This window comes from Kocuria sp. NBRC 114282, from assembly GCF_030268385.1.
In the GTDB taxonomy this organism is placed as follows: Bacteria; Actinomycetota; Actinomycetes; order Actinomycetales; family Micrococcaceae; genus Kocuria; species Kocuria palustris.
In genome coordinates this window covers 641,647-657,348 of sequence record NZ_BSQO01000001.1, presented here as the reverse complement: position 1 = coordinate 657,348, position 15,702 = coordinate 641,647, and the positions used below count along the sequence as shown (strand labels likewise).

14 protein-coding genes are annotated in these 15,702 nt (G+C 72.1%); 6 read left to right on the top strand and 8 right to left on the bottom strand.

Annotated features, from left to right (window positions below):
* Window positions 1–11: 11 nt before the first annotated feature.
* Together QSJ40_RS03040 and rsmI are read right to left on the bottom strand one after the other, a co-directional pair.
* Complete coding sequence (locus QSJ40_RS03040) at window positions 12–1,016, bottom strand: TatD family hydrolase (protein ID WP_285728616.1); 1,005 nt, start codon at window positions 1,014–1,016, stop codon at window positions 12–14.
* Between the two features lie 112 nt (window positions 1,017–1,128).
* Window positions 1,129–2,028 carry a 16S rRNA (cytidine(1402)-2'-O)-methyltransferase gene (gene rsmI / locus QSJ40_RS03035; RefSeq protein ID WP_006213391.1) on the bottom strand — a complete coding sequence of 300 codons (900 nt, stop codon included), beginning with the start codon at window positions 2,026–2,028 and terminating at the stop codon, window positions 1,129–1,131.
* A gap of 47 nt (window positions 2,029–2,075) precedes the next feature.
* Here rsmI and QSJ40_RS03030 point away from each other — a divergent pair, with 47 nt between their 5' ends.
* On the top strand, window positions 2,076–3,710 hold the full coding sequence (locus QSJ40_RS03030) for a dolichyl-phosphate-mannose--protein mannosyltransferase (RefSeq protein WP_375543938.1): 1,635 nt from the start codon (window positions 2,076–2,078) through the stop codon (window positions 3,708–3,710).
* A gap of 72 nt (window positions 3,711–3,782) precedes the next feature.
* Here QSJ40_RS03030 and QSJ40_RS03025 read toward each other — a convergent pair whose 3' ends face one another.
* The 4 genes from QSJ40_RS03025 to QSJ40_RS03010 form a co-directional block, all read right to left on the bottom strand.
* Window positions 3,783–4,790, bottom strand: coding sequence for a DUF1461 domain-containing protein (locus QSJ40_RS03025; protein WP_285728613.1), 1,008 nt, complete (start codon window positions 4,788–4,790; stop codon window positions 3,783–3,785).
* Window positions 4,787–5,038, bottom strand: coding sequence for a Trm112 family protein (locus tag QSJ40_RS03020; protein WP_029643653.1), 252 nt, complete (start codon window positions 5,036–5,038; stop codon window positions 4,787–4,789). The genes QSJ40_RS03025 and QSJ40_RS03020 overlap by 4 nt, the downstream gene beginning before the upstream one ends.
* Window positions 5,039–5,263: 225 nt before the next feature.
* Window positions 5,264–6,085 carry a DUF3499 family protein gene (locus QSJ40_RS03015; protein WP_285728611.1) on the bottom strand — a complete coding sequence of 274 codons (822 nt, stop codon included), beginning with the start codon at window positions 6,083–6,085 and terminating at the stop codon, window positions 5,264–5,266.
* Between the two features lie 50 nt (window positions 6,086–6,135).
* Window positions 6,136–6,600: a WhiB family transcriptional regulator gene (locus QSJ40_RS03010; RefSeq protein WP_231860997.1), complete on the bottom strand. Its 465-nt coding sequence runs from the start codon at window positions 6,598–6,600 to the stop codon at window positions 6,136–6,138.
* A gap of 326 nt (window positions 6,601–6,926) precedes the next feature.
* Here QSJ40_RS03010 and QSJ40_RS03005 point away from each other — a divergent pair, with 326 nt between their 5' ends.
* Window positions 6,927–7,718 carry a TIGR03089 family protein gene (locus QSJ40_RS03005; protein WP_206390338.1) on the top strand — a complete coding sequence of 264 codons (792 nt, stop codon included), beginning with the start codon at window positions 6,927–6,929 and terminating at the stop codon, window positions 7,716–7,718.
* Here the strand turns inward: QSJ40_RS03005 and QSJ40_RS03000 are convergent.
* Window positions 7,705–8,337: a GtrA family protein gene (locus QSJ40_RS03000; RefSeq protein ID WP_285728607.1), complete on the bottom strand. Its 633-nt coding sequence runs from the start codon at window positions 8,335–8,337 to the stop codon at window positions 7,705–7,707. The two genes, QSJ40_RS03005 and QSJ40_RS03000, sit on opposite strands and share 14 nt — an antisense overlap.
* Window positions 8,338–8,475: 138 nt before the next feature.
* On the opposite strand from QSJ40_RS03000, the gene QSJ40_RS02995 reads away from it, so the two are divergent.
* The 4 genes from QSJ40_RS02995 (at window position 8,476) to QSJ40_RS02980 (ending at window position 13,603) form a co-directional block, all read left to right on the top strand.
* Window positions 8,476–9,702, top strand: coding sequence for a 5-(carboxyamino)imidazole ribonucleotide synthase (locus tag QSJ40_RS02995; RefSeq protein ID WP_278857587.1), 1,227 nt, complete (start codon window positions 8,476–8,478; stop codon window positions 9,700–9,702).
* Window positions 9,703–9,912: 210 nt separating this feature from the next.
* A complete protein-coding gene (gene purE, locus QSJ40_RS02990; RefSeq protein WP_053448307.1) occupies window positions 9,913–10,398 on the top strand; it encodes a 5-(carboxyamino)imidazole ribonucleotide mutase in 486 nt (161 codons plus the stop codon).
* A 246-nt stretch (window positions 10,399–10,644) separates the two neighbouring features.
* Window positions 10,645–12,435, top strand: a complete 1,791-nt coding sequence (locus QSJ40_RS02985; protein ID WP_285728602.1) for an LCP family protein — start codon at window positions 10,645–10,647, stop codon at window positions 12,433–12,435.
* Between the two features lie 88 nt (window positions 12,436–12,523).
* Complete coding sequence (locus QSJ40_RS02980) at window positions 12,524–13,603, top strand: lipid II:glycine glycyltransferase FemX (protein WP_268144079.1); 1,080 nt, start codon at window positions 12,524–12,526, stop codon at window positions 13,601–13,603.
* Between the two features lie 80 nt (window positions 13,604–13,683).
* Here QSJ40_RS02980 and QSJ40_RS02975 read toward each other — a convergent pair whose 3' ends face one another.
* Entirely contained in the window at window positions 13,684–15,534 is a 1,851-nt protein-coding gene (locus QSJ40_RS02975; protein ID WP_285728598.1) for a hypothetical protein, read from the bottom strand.
* Window positions 15,535–15,702: the final 168 nt, after the last annotated feature.

The following is a 15,702-nucleotide window of genomic DNA, read 5'->3' as shown; positions in this document are numbered from 1 at the left end:
GGCCCACCGCCTCAGTGCTCGCCGTAGACCTCGCGGGAGGTGCGCTCGAGCTGCTCGCACAGCTGCTCGAGCGGGGTCTCGAGGTGCTCAGCGATCCAGCGCGCCGTCTGCACCGCCAGGTACGGCGCGTTCGGCCGCCCGCGGTAGGGGTGCGGGGTGAGGAACGGAGCATCGGTCTCGACCATGATCAGCTCGCGGCGCGCCTCCCGCAGCCCGGCCTGGACCCCGTGGGAGTTCTTGAAGGTGACCGTGCCCGAGAAGGACATGTACCAGCCGTTCTCGTTGCAGATCCGCGCCAGCTCGGCATCGCCGGAGAAGCAGTGGAAGACGGTGCGCTCGGGGGCGCCCTCCTCCAGCAGGATCCGCACGACGTCGGCGTGGGCGTCGCGGTCGTGGATCTGCATGGCCAACCCGTGCTTCTTGGCCAGGCGGATGTGCTCGCGGAACGAGTCCTGCTGCAGCTCGTGGCGGTCCTTGCCGGTGCGGAAGTAGTCCAGTCCGGTCTCTCCGATCGCCCGGGTGCGCTCGTGCCCGGCGAGCTCGTCGAGCACCGTCAGGGCGTCGTCGAGCGCGTCCTTCTGCGCGAGCGCGGGGGCGTCATTGGGGTGGATCGCCACGGCGGCCAGGATGCGCTCGTCGGCCTCTGCGGCCTCGACCGCCCAGCGCGAGGACGGGATGTCGCAGCCGACCTGCACGATCCCCCGGATGCCGAGGTCCTGGGCGACATCCAGGGCATCCGGGATCCCGATGTGCACCCTGCCGTCCTGGATGTCGATGTGCGTGTGGTTGTCCACGATCGGCAGCGGCAGCGGCTGGGGAGCCTCCGGGAAGCTCAGGTCGCGCTTGTGCCCGGTCTCGGCGGATTCGCCGCCGCGCCTGGTCCCCGGGCCCGACGGCGCGTCCTCCGGCAGCTGATAGTGCTCGGAGCGGTAGGCCTCAGGGGTCTGACCGGGCACGGTCGCGGGTCGCTGGGCGGGGTCCGGCCACAGCGTCTGGTTCAGGCGGGAGGTTCTCATCCCGCCCAGGCTAGCCCGTCGCCCCGACGCCTATCGGCCCCACTGCGCACCCACCGGTCCGATGGCCCGGTCATCTCCGAGGGCTCCGGGCGGCGAATGATGGCGGTGCGCGTCAGGACCGAGCGGCGAGCACCGCCTCGTAGAGATCCCGCCTCGAGACTCCGTGCGCGGCGGCGATCTGACCGGCGGCGTCCTTGAGCCGGGTCCCGCGTGCGACCTCCTGCTCCACCAGTCCCACCAGATCCGCAGCCTCCTCAGGCTCGGCTGCCGGAGCTCCCTGGACCACCACGACGATCTCCCCGCGCAGACCGTCCTCGCGGATCCGCTCGTGCAGATCGCCCAGGCTCCCGCGCAGGACCTCCTCGTAGACCTTGGTCAGCTCGCGGGCGATGGCCGCAGGGCGCTCCGGGCCGAAGGCCTCGGCCATCGCCTCGATCATCGCTGCGATCCGGTGCGGGGCCTCATAGAAGACCATCGTGCGCTTCTCCCCGGCCAGCTCCACCAGATGCGCGGAACGGGCCCCGGGCTTGCGCGGCAGGAAGCCCTCGAAGGCGAAGCGGTCACTGGGCAGCCCCGAGACCGCGAGCGCCGTGAGCACGGCCGACGGACCCGGCAGCGACGTGACCGGCAGGTCCTGGGCTGCGGCGGCGGCCGCGACCCGGTAGCCGGGATCGGAGACGGTCGGCATGCCTGCGTCGGAGACCACCACGACCATCGAGCCGCTGCGCACCTCGTCGAGCAGCTGCTGGGAGCTGGACTCCTCGTTGTGCTCGTGATGAGCCACCAGCCGTCCCGTGATCTCGATCCCCAGTCCCGAGGCCAGACGACGGGTGCGGCGCGTGTCCTCCGCAGCGACGACGTCGGCGATGGACAGGGCGGCCTTCAGCCGGTCGGAGGCATCGCCCAGGTTGCCGATCGGGGTGGCGGCCAGGACCAGGCAGCCGCCCTGGGGCAGCCCCGCGATCCGAGCGGAGTCGTGGCGGTCAGCGGGGGCGTTGCGATCGGTGCTCACCGGACCACTGTAGATCCCGGGGCTCACGGGCATTCGCTTCCCCTAGCATGATCTCCGTGTCCCCCTCGCACTCAGCGCCGCCGCCGGCCCCTCCTCCCACGACCTCGATGGCCGTCCTCGACTCGGCCGCCTGGACTCCGCGCCGGTCCGCGCCCACGGAGGCCGAGCTGCGTGAACGGCTGCTGCCGCGCACTCCGCTGAGCCTGTCCCGGCTGTGGCTGCTGCCGCTGCTGAGCATCCTGCTGGGGGCCTTCCTGCGCTTCTGGCACCTGGGACAGCCGCAGGACATCGCCTTCGACGAGACCTACTACGTCAAGGACTCCTGGGCGATCATGCTCTCGGGCTACGAGCGCGAGTGGCCCGACGACGCCGATGCCGGCTTCGCCGCCGGAACCCCTCCCGAGCCGCTGGACGCGCCCTCCTATGCGGTGCATCCGCCGCTGGGCAAGATCCTGATCGGGCTGGGCATGCGTCTCTTCGGCGCCGGCGATGCCTTCGGCTGGCGCTTCTCCTCCGCCGTGGCGGGGACGCTGATGATCGTGCTGGTGGTGATCGCCGCCGCCCTGCTGTTCCGCTCCCCCATCGTCTCGGCCATCGCCGGGCTGGCGCTGTCCGTCGACGGGCTGCACATCGCCCATTCGCGCCTGGCCCTGCTGGACATCTTCCTGGCGCTGTTCGTCCTGCTGGCCTTCGTGCTGCTGCTGCTCGACCGCCAGGACGCCCGAAAGCGCCTGGCCCGACGGATGAGCGCCCGGAGCGTCCGCTGGGGCCCCGGGCTCGGCGTGCGCTGGTGGCGGATCGCCGCCGGCGTCTCCTGCGGGCTCGCCGTGGCCGTGAAGTGGAACGCTCTCTACTTCGTGGCCGCCCTGGGCCTGCTCACGGTGATCTGGGACCTCACGGCACGGCGCGCCGCTGGTGTGCGGCTCTGGCTGCCGTCGGGGCTGCTGCGCGACGGCATCCCGGCCTTCCTGTCCATGATCCCCGTGGCGCTGGCGGTGTACCTGGCCACCTGGACGGGCTGGTTCCGCTCCACCGGCGGCTACCGCAGGCAGTGGGCCGCAGAGCACCCCGACGACGGCCCGCAGTGGCTTCCGGCCCCGCTGCGCTCGCTGTGGGAGTACCACGTCTCCGCCTACGACTTCCATCAGGGGCTCTCCTCCGAGCACACCTACATGTCCCAGCCGTGGGACTGGATGTTCCTGGGCCGGCCGACGTCGTACTTCTACGAGTCCCTGGGCCAGGGCCAGTCCGGCTGCGAGGCCGCCAAGTGCTCGCAGCAGATCTTCAACCAGGGCAACCCCGGGATCTGGTGGGCGGGCCTCGTCGCTCTCGTCGTGGCCGTCGTGGTCGTGGCGGTGCGCCGCGACTGGCGCATGGCGAGCCTGCTGAGCCTGATCGCGGTCGGGTGGCTGCCGTGGCTGATGTACCCGGAGCGCACCAAGTTCTTCTTCTACGCCCTGCCCTACCTGCCGTTCCTGGTCCTCGTCCTGGCCGGAGTGGCCGGGCTGCTGCTGCCGGGGCCGCACACACGGCCGTGGCCGGCGCGGATCGGCTGGACCGTGGTGGGCCTGTGGCTGTGCGCGGTGCTGGCTCTGGCCGTGTTCTTCTGGCCCCTGTGGAGCGCCCAGGTCCTGCCCTACGACCACTGGCGGGCCCGCATGTGGTTCGACAATTGGATCTGAGCGGAGGAGGACGGAGCCCCGCAGGTGCGCTGTGCGCTCCTGCGGGGCTGCTCGTCTGCCGGGTCTGCTGGATCAATCCCGACGACGCCCGCGCCGACCCGAACGGGCCCGCTGCGCCAGGACTGCGGCCAGCACCGAGCCGCACACGGTGATCACGGCGATCGTCCCCGCCGCGTCCATCCAGAACTGCGTGGGGTAGAGCCGGATCAGGGTGTCGGCGTTCGAGAACGTCCAGGTGCCGTCGGAGAAGAACAGGGAGTGGAACCCCGCGAAGAACTGCTGCCAGCCCAGTGCCGCCCCCACCGCCAGAGCGGCGGAGGCGATCACGGTCAGCCAGCCGCCCACGGCCACGGAGGTGAGCAGGCCGTCGCGGTCGCGGCGGCGCAGCAGGCCCAGCACGAGTGCCGCCAGGACGACCACGAACCCCGCCCACAGGCCGATCTGCAGGACCCACTTCACGTCGGTCATGTGGGAGACCTCCTCCGGCGTGAACCATGGCCGCCCGGACGAGGTGCGCACCTCCCCCAGGAACGGCCCCGGGGCCCAGTTGAGGACGTAGTCCATGCCCTGGGAGCCCAGGATCATGCGGTCCTCGGCCTGGAACCCGTAGGGATCCTCGGGGAAGCCCGGGCGGTGGTACTCGATCCACAGGAACAGCGGCGTGGCCACCAGGCGGATACTCACCACCAGCAGCGACAGCGGCACCGCAAGTGCCACGAGCACGCGGGTCAGCGCCCCCAGTGCGCCCAGTCGCCCGCCCTGCTCCTCCGCTCGACGGGAGCCGCCCGAACGGGCCTCGGGCGCATGCGCCGTGCTGCCGCGGCCCGGAGACTCCGGCTCCGATCGATCATGTGTGCGGGGCTGCTCGGCGGAGTGCGGGGAGACGTTCTGCCGACCAGCATCGCTCCAGGGCTCGACGGGCCCGCTCGTCGAGCCGTCCGCAGCGCGTGAAGCGTCAGGCCACCCGGAGGAGGCCAGCTGCTCGGAACTGCTCTGCGCGGAGACCGCCGGGCCCAGGTGGGCCCACTGCGCTCCGGAGGTCAGCGGCTGCTGGGGGCGAGCCGGACGCGACCGGCTCACCGGGGCCCTCGGTCCGCCATCGCCTGAGCGGGCAGCAGATGCGGGATGCCGTCGGTGATCTCGTAGACGGGGTGGATCCCCTCCAGGTGCGGAAGCTCGCTCATGAGGTGATGCTCGTCGAGGGGCAGCAGCCGACCACGGGTCAGCGGGCAGCGCAGGATCTCGAGCAGGTCCGGGGAGAGCTCGGAGATCCCTCGCCCGCGGTGGCGGGCGCGCTCGATCGACTCCTGAGCAGCGGAATCCTGCACCCATGGGAGCCGTCCCGTGCTCGGACGGCTGGTGGAGCCGGATGCGGGGAGATCCGACTCGGAGGCCCCGTCAGGGGACGAGCCTCCTGCGGGGCGAGACGACGGATCGGAGCCAGGAGCGCTGGTCATGTGCGGAGGCCTTCGGCTGGGGGGACCATGGTCGAGGCGACCTCATCGAGGGGCGCCGTGGGCCATTGTAGGGGCAGGTCAGGCCCCGAGTCCGGCTCAGGAGCGCCCGCGGCGCAGGTGCGGGCGGCGCATCCCCTCGGGCTGGGGGCGCACTGCTCGGCGTGCGGGCACGTACACCGTGCTGTGGCTGGCGAAGATCTCATCCGTCAGGGAGTCGAAGGCGCCGTCCTCGCCGTGGAGGGAGCCCGCCTCGCCCGGATCGTCGATGCCCTGGACGGGCTCCCGCTCCTGCACGGGATCGGAGACGGCGCGCAGCCCAGCCGCGCGCCCGCCCGACACGCTCGGGTGCTCGGGAATCGCAGCGACCGGGGCTTCCTCCGGCGCGGAGGACGATGCCTCGCCGCCGTGCTCGACGGACTCCTCGGCCGGCTCCTTGTGCCCCGAGGAGCTCACGGCCCTCAGCCGGGAACGACGCCTGCGGCCCCACCCCTGGGGGGCGGAGCCGAAGGGGTTCCCCGGGGCATCATCCCCGGCGGCGTCCTCGTCATCGGCCTGCGGACTCTGCGTCTGCGATCCGGCGTCCGCGGCAGGCGCGTGGGTCCGTGCGGCACCGGGCAGCGTGCTCAGCCGCGCCAGCGGCGCGGAGTCCGCCACGAGGTCACCGCGCTGAGCCGCGGGCGCCTCCTCGTCCTGGGAGTCGGGGATGCCCTCGAGGCGGACGATCTCCCAGCCGCGCGGAGGGGTCATGCGCTGGGCGTGCGGAACGCACAGGTCATACGCGTGCGGCTCCGCATGCACCGACAGCGGTCCGATGACAGCGGTCGAGTCCGAGTACACGAACGTCAGGGTGGTCCGCGCGGGTCGACGGCAGCTCTGCCGGGAGCAGAGTCGATCCAGCGGTGCTTCTGCGGTGCTCATTCGAGGAAGGCTACCCTCCGGTCGATCCGTCGCCCGGGCATCCGGGCGCGTCAGCGCCCGGCGCGGCGCAGACGACGGCGCTCGCGCTCGGAGAGCCCGCCCCAGATGCCGAACTTCTCGTCGTGGGCCATGGCGTAGTCCAGGCACTCATCGCGCACCGGGCAGGCGGAGCACACGCGCTTGGCGTCGCGGGTCGAGCCGCCCTTCTCCGGGAAGAAGGCCTCGGGATCGGTCTGAGCGCACAGGGCATCGGTCTGCCAGGTGAGCTCGCCCTCGTCGTCGTCCACGCCGTAGACGCCGGCCACGGCCTGCCAGATGGAGCCGGGGACCTCGGAGGCATCCTGGAAATCCGCGCTCTCCGTATCCGACAGCGCGCTCAGACGCCGCGCGGGCGCCGCGGAGGCGGAATCGCCGTCGACCGGGTCCAGGAACCAGTCCTGCGGCACTGCGCGGGCGCCGCGGCGGCGGCGGGCGGGCTCGGACAGCTCTGCGCGACTTCGTGCGGGCTCTGCCATGTCGGTCCTTCCGGTGCGCGAGGATCCGTGGGGCTCGTGCGGCGTCATGTGCCATCTCATGCGGCGAAGACGCGCGAGCCGTAGGATCGCGGCGAAGACTGTGCGGGGGAAGCAGATCAGCTCCCCTCAGTGGGAGATCACCTGCTCGGAGCCTTAATTACACGTGTGTAAGTGTCCTGCGTCAAGCGAGGATCCCGTGCGCGCAGGCCCCCAACGCCCCGTCGAGCCCCATTCTGACCTCGAATGATGCCCGCAGCGGCACACTCAGGATCTGCCTTCGCCTCCCCGCCAGACCGCCCCGCCCAAGCCCCGTCGAGAGGATCACCATGGACGATCGCACCGATGCACGCCGACCGGATGCCGAGATCACCGGTCTGCTGACCCGGCTGGCCCAGCGCCCCACTCCGGCCGTGGTCTGGTACGGCTCCGATGGAGGCCGGGTCGAGCTGTCCGGTCGCGTGAGCGAGAACTGGATCGCCAAGACCGCGAACCTCCTGGTGGATGATCTGGGCCTGATGCCCGGCGACCGCGTGGTCCTGGATCCCGCGCTGCACTGGCGCACGCTGGTGCTGGCCGCAGCGGCCTGGCGCACCGGGGCCTGCGTGGTGCTGGAGCCCACGGTCGGCGACGTCCGGCTCAGCGCTCTGCTCGATCGCACCGGCGCGGCAGCCGATGCGCTCCCCTCGCCCGAAGGATCAGCGGCAGCGGCTGTGGCGGAGGCCGAGGATCGTCTGATCCTGGCCTACCCGGCGCTGGCCATGCGACTGCCGGATGACTCGGTGCTCGAGCCCGGGGACATCGACTACTGCGCCGAGATCCGCTCCCACGGCGACCGGTGGTCGGGGGCCAGCCGGCCCGCAGACGCGGATGCCGCCCTCAAGACGAGCGACGGGGCTCTGAGCTTCGCCGAGCTGCGGGACCAGGCCGAGGCCCGGGCCGCCGAGCTGGGCTCCGCCCCGGTGGTGCACGTGGCCGTCGACGGCTGGGATCGCGATGCTCTGGCGGGACTGCTGGCGATCTGGGCCGCTGAGGGCACAGCAGTGCTCAGCGATCGTCCTCGGGATGAGGCGCTGCGGCGGGATCTGGCCGCCGAGCGCGTGGGACTCACCTGGAGCTGAGATCCGAGGCCTCTGCCTCCGGGCCCTGCCGGTCATCGCCCATGACCGGCTCCGGGGCGCCCGGGGTCCCGTGGGCGGTGCTGCCGGTGCGGCGACGAGCCCGGTCCTGCCCCACGACCGGGAGGCTGCCGGTGATCGCGGCCATCTCCGAGGCGGTCGAGGGAGCGAAGCCCGGCTCGCTGTCCAGCGGCTTGGCGTAGACCCAGAAGCGGTAGGCCAGGTACCGGAAGACGGTGCCCAGGATGGTGCCGATGATCGTGCCGGAGATGAACGAGGCCGTGCCGCTGGTCAGGCCCAGGACGTAGTAGCTCACGCCGATGCACGAGAGCTCGATGGCCAGGCCGATCACATTGGCGACCAGGAACTGCCAGGCCTCCCGCTTGGTGTCCGCCTGTCGCTTGTCCTTGAAGGTCCAGTAGCGGTTGGCCAGCCAGGAGAACAGGGTGGCCACGACCGTGGCGATCGCCTTTGCCTTGAGGTGGCCGCCGTCCTGGAAGACGGTGGCCATGAGCAGAGCGACCACGCCGGCATTGACCAGGAAGGCGAGCCCGCCGACGGTCCCGAACTTCATCAGTTCCGCGATGAACAGGTCCCAGAGGGCTTTGAAGCGAACGGTCATGGCGTAAGGACTCCGGATTCGAGACGGCCCCGCAGCTGCGCAGGTCGCGCGCATCGGAACGGAACGAGGGCCTGCAGAAGCGTACTACTGCGAACCTGACGGGGAGCCGACCCGACCCGCGACTACCCTGGGAGTGTGATGAACGACCACAGCACCCAGACCCACGCCCCCGCCGCCGACTCCCGGCGCTTCGCCCCCACCGGACCCGTGATCGGCGTGGTCGGCGGAGGCCAGCTCGCCCGCATGATGGGCCCGGCCGCCACCGAGCTGGGCATCGAGCTCCGTGTGCTCGCCGAGTCCGCGGAGGCCGGCGCAGTTCCGGCCGCGGCCTCCCATCAGGTGGGCCCAGGAGATGACCTCGAGGCACTGCGCGCCTTCGCCCAGGGCCTGGACGCTCTGACCTTCGATCACGAGCACGTCCCGAACGCCCACCTGGAGGCGCTGCTGGCCGACGGCGTCGTCGTCGAGCCCCGCCCCCACGCCCTGATCCACGCCCAGGACAAGATCGTGATGCGCCGGGCCGTCGAGCGCCTGGGCCTGCCGAACCCGCGCTGGGCCGAGGTCTCGGACGCCGAGGACCTCGTGGCCTTCGCCGACGGCCGGTGGCCCGTGATCCTCAAGACGCCGCGGGGCGGCTACGACGGCAAGGGCGTGCTGGTGGTCCGCTCGCAGGACGAGGCCCGCACCGGCACGGCCGCCGAATGGTTCGGCCGCGCCGAGTCCCCGCTGCTGGCGGAGGAGGCCGTCGACTTCGCCCGTGAGCTCTCGGCCCAGGTGGCACGGCGCCGCAGCGGCGAGCAGCGCTGCTGGCCGGTGGTCGAGTCGATCCAGGTCGACGGCGTGTGCGACGAGGTCATCAGCCCCGCCCCGAACCTGGCCCCGGACGAGATCGCGACCGCCCAGCGCATCGCCCTGGAGCTGTCGGAGCAGCTGGATGTGACCGGTGTGATGGCTGTCGAGCTGTTCCAGACCCGCGACGGCAGACTGCTCGTCAACGAGCTGGCCATGCGCCCGCACAACTCCGGGCACTGGTCCATGGACGGCGCCGTGACGGGGCAGTTCGAGCAGCACCTGCGCGCCGTGCTGGACCTGCCCCTGGGATCGCCCGAGCCCCTTGCGTCCGTCGCCGTGATGAAGAACATCCTGGGCGGTGAGCAGCCGAACCTGTTCGCAGGCCTCACCCAGGCGATGTCCGAGCATCCGCGCGCCAAGATCCACCTCTACGGCAAGTCCGTGAAGCCTGGGCGCAAGGTCGGGCACGTCAATGCTCTGTCCCGGCGCGAGGACCCGGCGGACGGCTCCGTGACCGCCGAGGTCCGCGCCCTGGCCTCGGCGGCAGCGGCTGTGGTGCGCGACGGCCGCTGAGAGCTCCGGGGCACGGCTCTCCGAGACGGCAGCGCCTCCTCAGGGGCGCCGTCCGTCGATCTCCACGTCCCGTCCAGGGTTCGCGAGTACCGTGTGCGATGATCCCCAACCGGCGCCCCTCGGCGCCGCCCCCGCAGACCAGGGCCCCGCCTCGGGCCCGAGTTCCAGGAGTGTGCAGTGAGCCAAGCGCTTCCCGATGTCGGCGTCATCATGGGATCGGACTCGGACTGGTCCGTCATGGAGGCCGCCGCCCAGGTCCTCGACGAGCTCGGCATCTCCTGCGAGGTCGATGTGGTCTCCGCGCACCGCATGCCCTCCGAGATGCTCGACTACGGCTCCTCGGCCGAGATGCGCGGGCTGCGCGTGATCATCGCCGGCGCTGGCGGAGCAGCTCACCTCCCCGGCATGATCGCCGCGACCACGCCGCTGCCGGTGATCGGCGTGCCCGTGCCGCTGAAGACGCTCGACGGCCTCGACTCGCTGCTGTCCATCGTGCAGATGCCCGCCGGTGTCCCGGTGGCGACCGTCTCGATCGGAGGCGCCCGCAACGCCGGCCTGCTGGCGGCTCGCATCCTGGCCTCCGGCACCGATGACCGCGCCCGCCAGCTGCGCCGCGACCTGAACTCCTTCGCCGCCGACCTCAACGCCTCCGCTCAGGACAAGGGACGCGCGCTGCGTCGCCGTCTGTCCCAGTGACCCCGCCGAGGACCGATGCTCCGGTCCCGGCCGCTTCCCCACCAGGGGCATCTTCCCCGCCTCCCAGATCGAGCGAGTGACACCGTGACCGGACCTCAGCTTCCCCGCGACCCCCGCCGGCGACGCATCGACGCCTCCCGAGACCCTCGTCAGGAGCCGGTCTCCGATGGCCGGGCCCGTCCCGAGGACTCCTCCGTCCAGCGCCCTGGCACTGAGACCCCCGGCGCCCGCCGGACGGAGGAGCCGATGGAGACCAGGCGCCCCGCCGGTCGCCACTGGGCCGAGGACGAGTGGACCGACGAGGCCCCCGAGCGCGGCCTCCCCGCCGATCAGGGCCCGGCAGAGGATCGACCGCCCCGAGACGGCACGCCCCGAGCCCATGCTCCTGAGCCCCCGGCGCGGCGGGCCTGGACGGAGGGAGACCTCCTGGACCGCGACGCTCTGGAGGAGGGCCCCGAGCACGAGGGGCTTCCCGAGCCGCAGGACCGGGACATCGCCGCCGAGGTCTCCTCGGACGCGCAGCTGAGCAACCGCGACGGCACGGCCTCGTGGGCGCGCGCTCTGCGGGATCCGTCGTTCGTCTCCTCCGGTCGGCGCACGTGGCGGGCCTGGCTGCTGATCCTGGGCACCCTCGTGCTCCCGGGCTCGGCGCAGGTCGCCGCCGGCAGCCGCCGACTGGGCCGCATCGCCCTGACGATCAGCGTCGTGTGCTGGGCGGTGCTGATCGTCACGCTGCTCTCGGCGCTGCTGTGGCGCAATCCCCTGGTGTTCCTGCTGACCAACGGCATCTCCGGCCGTGTCATCGCCTTCGCCCTGGTGCTCGCCGCGATCTGGTGGGGCCTGCTCTTCCTGGACACGCTGCGGCTGATCCGCCCCGGCCTGCTCGAGACCCGCCCCAGGGTCCTGGCCTGCGCCGGGCTGGCAGCGCTGCTGTTCGTGACCTCCGGCGGGCTGCTCTACTCCGCGCACCTGCTCAACGTCACCCGCGGAACGGTCGGCGAGATCTTCGCCGGCGGCATGCCGTTCAGCCCCGTCGACGGGCGGTACAACATCCTGCTCATGGGCGCCGACGCCGGCGAAGACCGGGTGGGCCTGCGCCCCGACTCCATGACGGTGCTGAGCATCGACGCCGATTCCGGCCAGACCGCCACGATCTCGCTGCCGCGCAACCTGCAGAACGTGCCCTTCCCGGAGGACTCGCCCATGCACGAGATCTACCCGGAGGGCTACAACTGCGGCGACGAGTGCCTGCTCAACGCCGTCTACACGGACGTCATGCAGAACCACCAGGACATCTACGGCGATGACGTCGAGGATCCTGGCGTGGAGGCCATGAAGGATGCGGCCACCGGCGTGCTGGGCATCGAGGTCCAGGGCTACGCCATGATCGACATGCACGGCTTCGAGCAGCTCATCGACGCCCTGGGCGGCATCACGATCGACGTCGGCGGCCAGGTCGCGATGGGCGGCGGCACGAACCCCCGCACGGGCGAGCCCAACGAGGTCCTGGGCTACATCGAGCCCGGGGTCCAGAAGCTCGACGGCTATCACGCCCTCTGGTACGCCCGCTCCCGCCAGGGGGCCTCGGACTACGACCGCCAGGCCCGCCAGCGCTGCGTCCAGGCCGCCATGCTGGATCAGCTGAACCCCGCGAACGTCGTCACCCAGTTCGAGGAGCTGGCCGCCGCCGGAACTCAGGTGGTCGAGACGGACATCCCGCAGTCGTCGCTGGGCTCGTTCGTGGACCTGGCGGTGAAGGCCAAGGAGCACGAGTTCGTGACCTATGCGGCCGGCCCGCCCTACTACGACGACCTGTTCCCCACCTACCCGGACTACGACCAGCTCCACGCGGATGTGCAGGAGATGCTGGAGTCCGCACAGGGCGAGGATCCGCAGGCCTCCGGGCCGGTCGGCGGTGCGGGCCCCCTGGGCTCCGCGAGCCTCGTCACGGTGCCCGCCCAGACCACCGACGACAGCCAGGGCTCCTCCGGGGACACGCCCGATCTCTCGCCCAACGGCACCTGCTCGGTGCCCTGATCCCACCCGCCCGCAGGCCTCACGGGCCCGGTCCGAGCCGCCCGCCGGCACGGACCGGGCCCGTGGTCTCGGCCGGTACAGTGGCGGCGTGACGAATATTCTGCAGACCCAGCCGTGGGCGGACTTCCAGCGCGCCCTGGGCCACACCGTGCTCCAGGAATCCGGACAGGGATGGTCCTGGCAGGCCACCGTCGAGGGCGGACGCACCGGGCGCTACCTCTACGCGCCGTACGGGCCGATCGCCGACTCCGTCGAGTCGTTCGAGGCCGCCATGGCATCCCTGCGCCAGGCGGCGCAGGAGCATGGCTGCTGGTTCGTGCGGGTCGAGCCGGCCTTCGCCGTCATCCAGACCGGTGCCGAGTCCAAGGACCGAGCCATGCGTCGGCGCGGCTTCCGCCCCTCCCCCAGACACCTGCAGCCGGGGCACACGCAGCTGATCGACCTCACACAGGACGAGGACGCGATCCTCAGGGACATGAAGTCCACCAACCGCAACCTGCACCGCAACATCCACAAGAAGGGCGTGACGTTCACCGCCCACACGGAGCCCGAGACGGTCTCCGTGCTGCTGCGGTTCCTGGAGCAGACCGCCGAGCGCAAGGGCTTCAACCGCCAGCACGACGACTACCTGCGGACCGCCGCCGAGGTCCTCATGCCGCAGGGAGCTGCGGTGCTCTACATCGCTCGCCTGGAGGGCGAGCCGATCGGGGCCTCCCTGGTCTACGACTCCGACGACACCCGCACCTACGCGCACGCCTCCATGGATGTGGAGCACCGGAAGCTCTCCGCGGGCATCCCCCTGGTCGTGCGGATGATCCTGGATGCGAAGGAGAAGGGGCTGAGCACGTTCGATCTGTTCGGCACCGCCCCCGACGACGCCGGCCCCGAGCACGAGTGGCACGGTTTCACCCGGTTCAAGAAGGCCTTCGGCGGCAGCCCCGTCGAGTACCCCGGAACCTGGGACCTGCCGGTCTCCAAGGGCGGCTACGCGACGTACACGACCGCCCGCGCCCTGCGCGAGGGCCTCGGCGCCGCCCGCACCGACGGCCGCGCCGCCCTGAGCACGCTGCGCGAGGAGGGGCCCTCGTCCCTCAAGCGCGCACCCGCCGCGGCCGCCCAGCGCGCCACGTCGATCCGCGAGCGGCTGCGGGGGCGCCTCGGCCGCTGAGCCGGCGGCACGGCACAGGACAGAGGCCCGAGCGCTGCTGCGCTCGCGGCCTCTGTCCATGTTCTGCTCGGCCGGGGCCGTCAGCGCCCCATGGCGTCGCGGATGGCTCCGCCGGCCTCGCGGCGCAGGCGCTTGCCGATCGGCTCGCGCTTGGGCTTCTGCTGGACCTCGAGGTCTTCGGCCTTCTGCGCGACCCGCTCCGCGCGACGCTGCTCGGCCTTGAACTCGCGCTCGCGCCGGGCGGCCTGGACGTCCACGTCGACGGGGCGCACCGGGGCCTCCTCGACGGCCGCGGCGGTGGCCGCCTCGGCCGGCTGCTCGTGGGCCTGCCGCGCGTCCTGCGACGGCTGGGTCGCGGGCTCGGAGGCCGCGTCCTCGGCGGGGCCTGTCTCGGCCTCCCTGCGGGCTGCGGTCATCGCGGTCGCAGGCTCGGCAGCCGCAGCACCGGTGCTCGCCGCGACGCTGGTCGCTGCCGGGCTGCCGGGCTGCTTCCCGTCCGGGGTGCCCGCCCTCTCGGACTGGGCCTCGGCCTCCTGGCGCTTGCGGGCCTTGGCCTGCTTGCGCACGGCCTTGCCCCCGGCCTTGGGGCTGCGGTTGCGGGGGCTGCGATCCGCGTCCGCGGATCCGCCGGCGGCAGCGAGTCCGGCCGCACCCGCCTCCGAGCCAGCCGCCTCTGAAGCAGGAGCGCCCGTGGTCGTCACCGCCGGGGTCTGATCGGTGACCTCGACCCCCAGGTCGGAGCTGATCTGCCGGCGGACGTCGCGGCGGCGCTCGGCAGCGGCTCGATCGGCCGCGGCGTCGGCGTCCATGGCCACGGTCCGCTCCGGCTCGGGCGACACCGGGGCCTGCGGCTCGGCCTCGACCTGCTCGGGCTTCTGGGACCGGGGCGAGCGGAACAGCCCGCGACGGCGCTTGCCGGGCTTGTCGGCCTTCTTCCCGGGCTCCTCCGCTGCGGCCCCACGCTGGATCTCATCAGCGGCGGCCATGGTCTCCGCGCCCAGCGGCTTGCGCCACGGACCCAGGATCGTGCGCTGCACATCGGCGAGCTCGCGCACCACGGTGGGGACCTCGGGGTCGGCGGCATCGCCGCCGTCGAGGCGCTGGACACCGCGCTTCTGCAGCTCGACCGCACCGGTGAGCAGCAGGGCATCGTCGATGCCCATCTCGCGTGCGGTGCGGGTGAAGCCGACCCGGTAGAGCATGGCCTGCCCGACCGTGTGCACGAACCAGAGGTAGCCCAGGGCGGTGGGCTCCTGCCCCTCGCGCTCCTGGGTGGCCACGAGCAGCAGCGAGTCCTGGCCGAGCTCGCGCAGCAGGCGGCCGATCTGCTCCGTGCGCAGCCCTGCCGCCCGCAGATCCCCGGAGCGGGTCGTGATCTCCCGCACCGCGACGTCCGAGACCCTCAGCCCGGAGCGGCAGCGGTCCAGGGTGGCCTGGGACAGCCTCGAGGACAGGTCGGATTCGCTGTGGCCCAGGTTCACGCGCAGGCGCCGGGGTCCGGCTTCCGTTTCGGGCGTCTCGCCGGTGCGCTGCCAGCCGTGCTCGCGCACCGCTGCCACCAGCTCGGGGCTGCTGGGGGCGTCGAGCTCGACGCCGAACAGGGCGGCATCCCACTGCTCGGCGGCGTGCTCGGCCAGCGCATCCAGCAGGACGGGGATGGTGCTGGCCCGGTTGGAGTGCACGTTGAGGCACTCGGCCACCAGCAGCGCCTTGCCGTCGCGGCCCACGTTCTCGCGGCGGATCTGCAGCTGCCCGTAGCCGACCATCCGATCGTTCTCATCGCGTACCACCACCCGATCCAGCTTCAGACCGGGCTCCGCCGCCGCCTGGGACTCGCCGATCCCCCACAGCTGCAGGGGATGGCCTCCGGTCACGCGGACGGTGGCGTCCCAGGTCTTCTGGTTCTGGGAGGAGGTGACGGACAGAGCCACGATGGGGGGACTCCTTAGCGGCATGGGCGATGGGCGTGCCCTCAGGGCGCTGCAGCGCCGCTGCTGGTGGGCGGTGCCTGAAGCGCTCGTGTGACACGGCACGCCAGGGGCTGAGATCGAGCACATTCTAAGGCCACGGGGCCCGGACCCAGCGGTCCGGGCCCCGTG

Coding starts and splice junctions, on each gene's coding strand:
- QSJ40_RS03030 (WP_375543938.1), top strand. CDS start 2,076: ATGATCTCCGTGTCCCCCTCGCACTCAGCGCCGCCGCCGGCCCCTCCT.
- purE (WP_053448307.1), top strand. CDS start 9,913: ATGGGATCGGACTCGGACTGGTCCGTCATGGAGGCCGCCGCCCAGGTC.
- QSJ40_RS02995 (WP_278857587.1), top strand. CDS start 8,476: ATGAACGACCACAGCACCCAGACCCACGCCCCCGCCGCCGACTCCCGG.
- QSJ40_RS03000 (WP_285728607.1), bottom strand. CDS start 8,337: ATGACCGTTCGCTTCAAAGCCCTCTGGGACCTGTTCATCGCGGAACTG.
- QSJ40_RS03010 (WP_231860997.1), bottom strand. CDS start 6,600: ATGGCAGAGCCCGCACGAAGTCGCGCAGAGCTGTCCGAGCCCGCCCGC.
- QSJ40_RS03015 (WP_285728611.1), bottom strand. CDS start 6,085: ATGAGCACCGCAGAAGCACCGCTGGATCGACTCTGCTCCCGGCAGAGC.
- QSJ40_RS03040 (WP_285728616.1), bottom strand. CDS start 1,016: ATGAGAACCTCCCGCCTGAACCAGACGCTGTGGCCGGACCCCGCCCAG.
- QSJ40_RS03005 (WP_206390338.1), top strand. CDS start 6,927: ATGGACGATCGCACCGATGCACGCCGACCGGATGCCGAGATCACCGGT.
- QSJ40_RS02985 (WP_285728602.1), top strand. CDS start 10,645: ATGGAGACCAGGCGCCCCGCCGGTCGCCACTGGGCCGAGGACGAGTGG.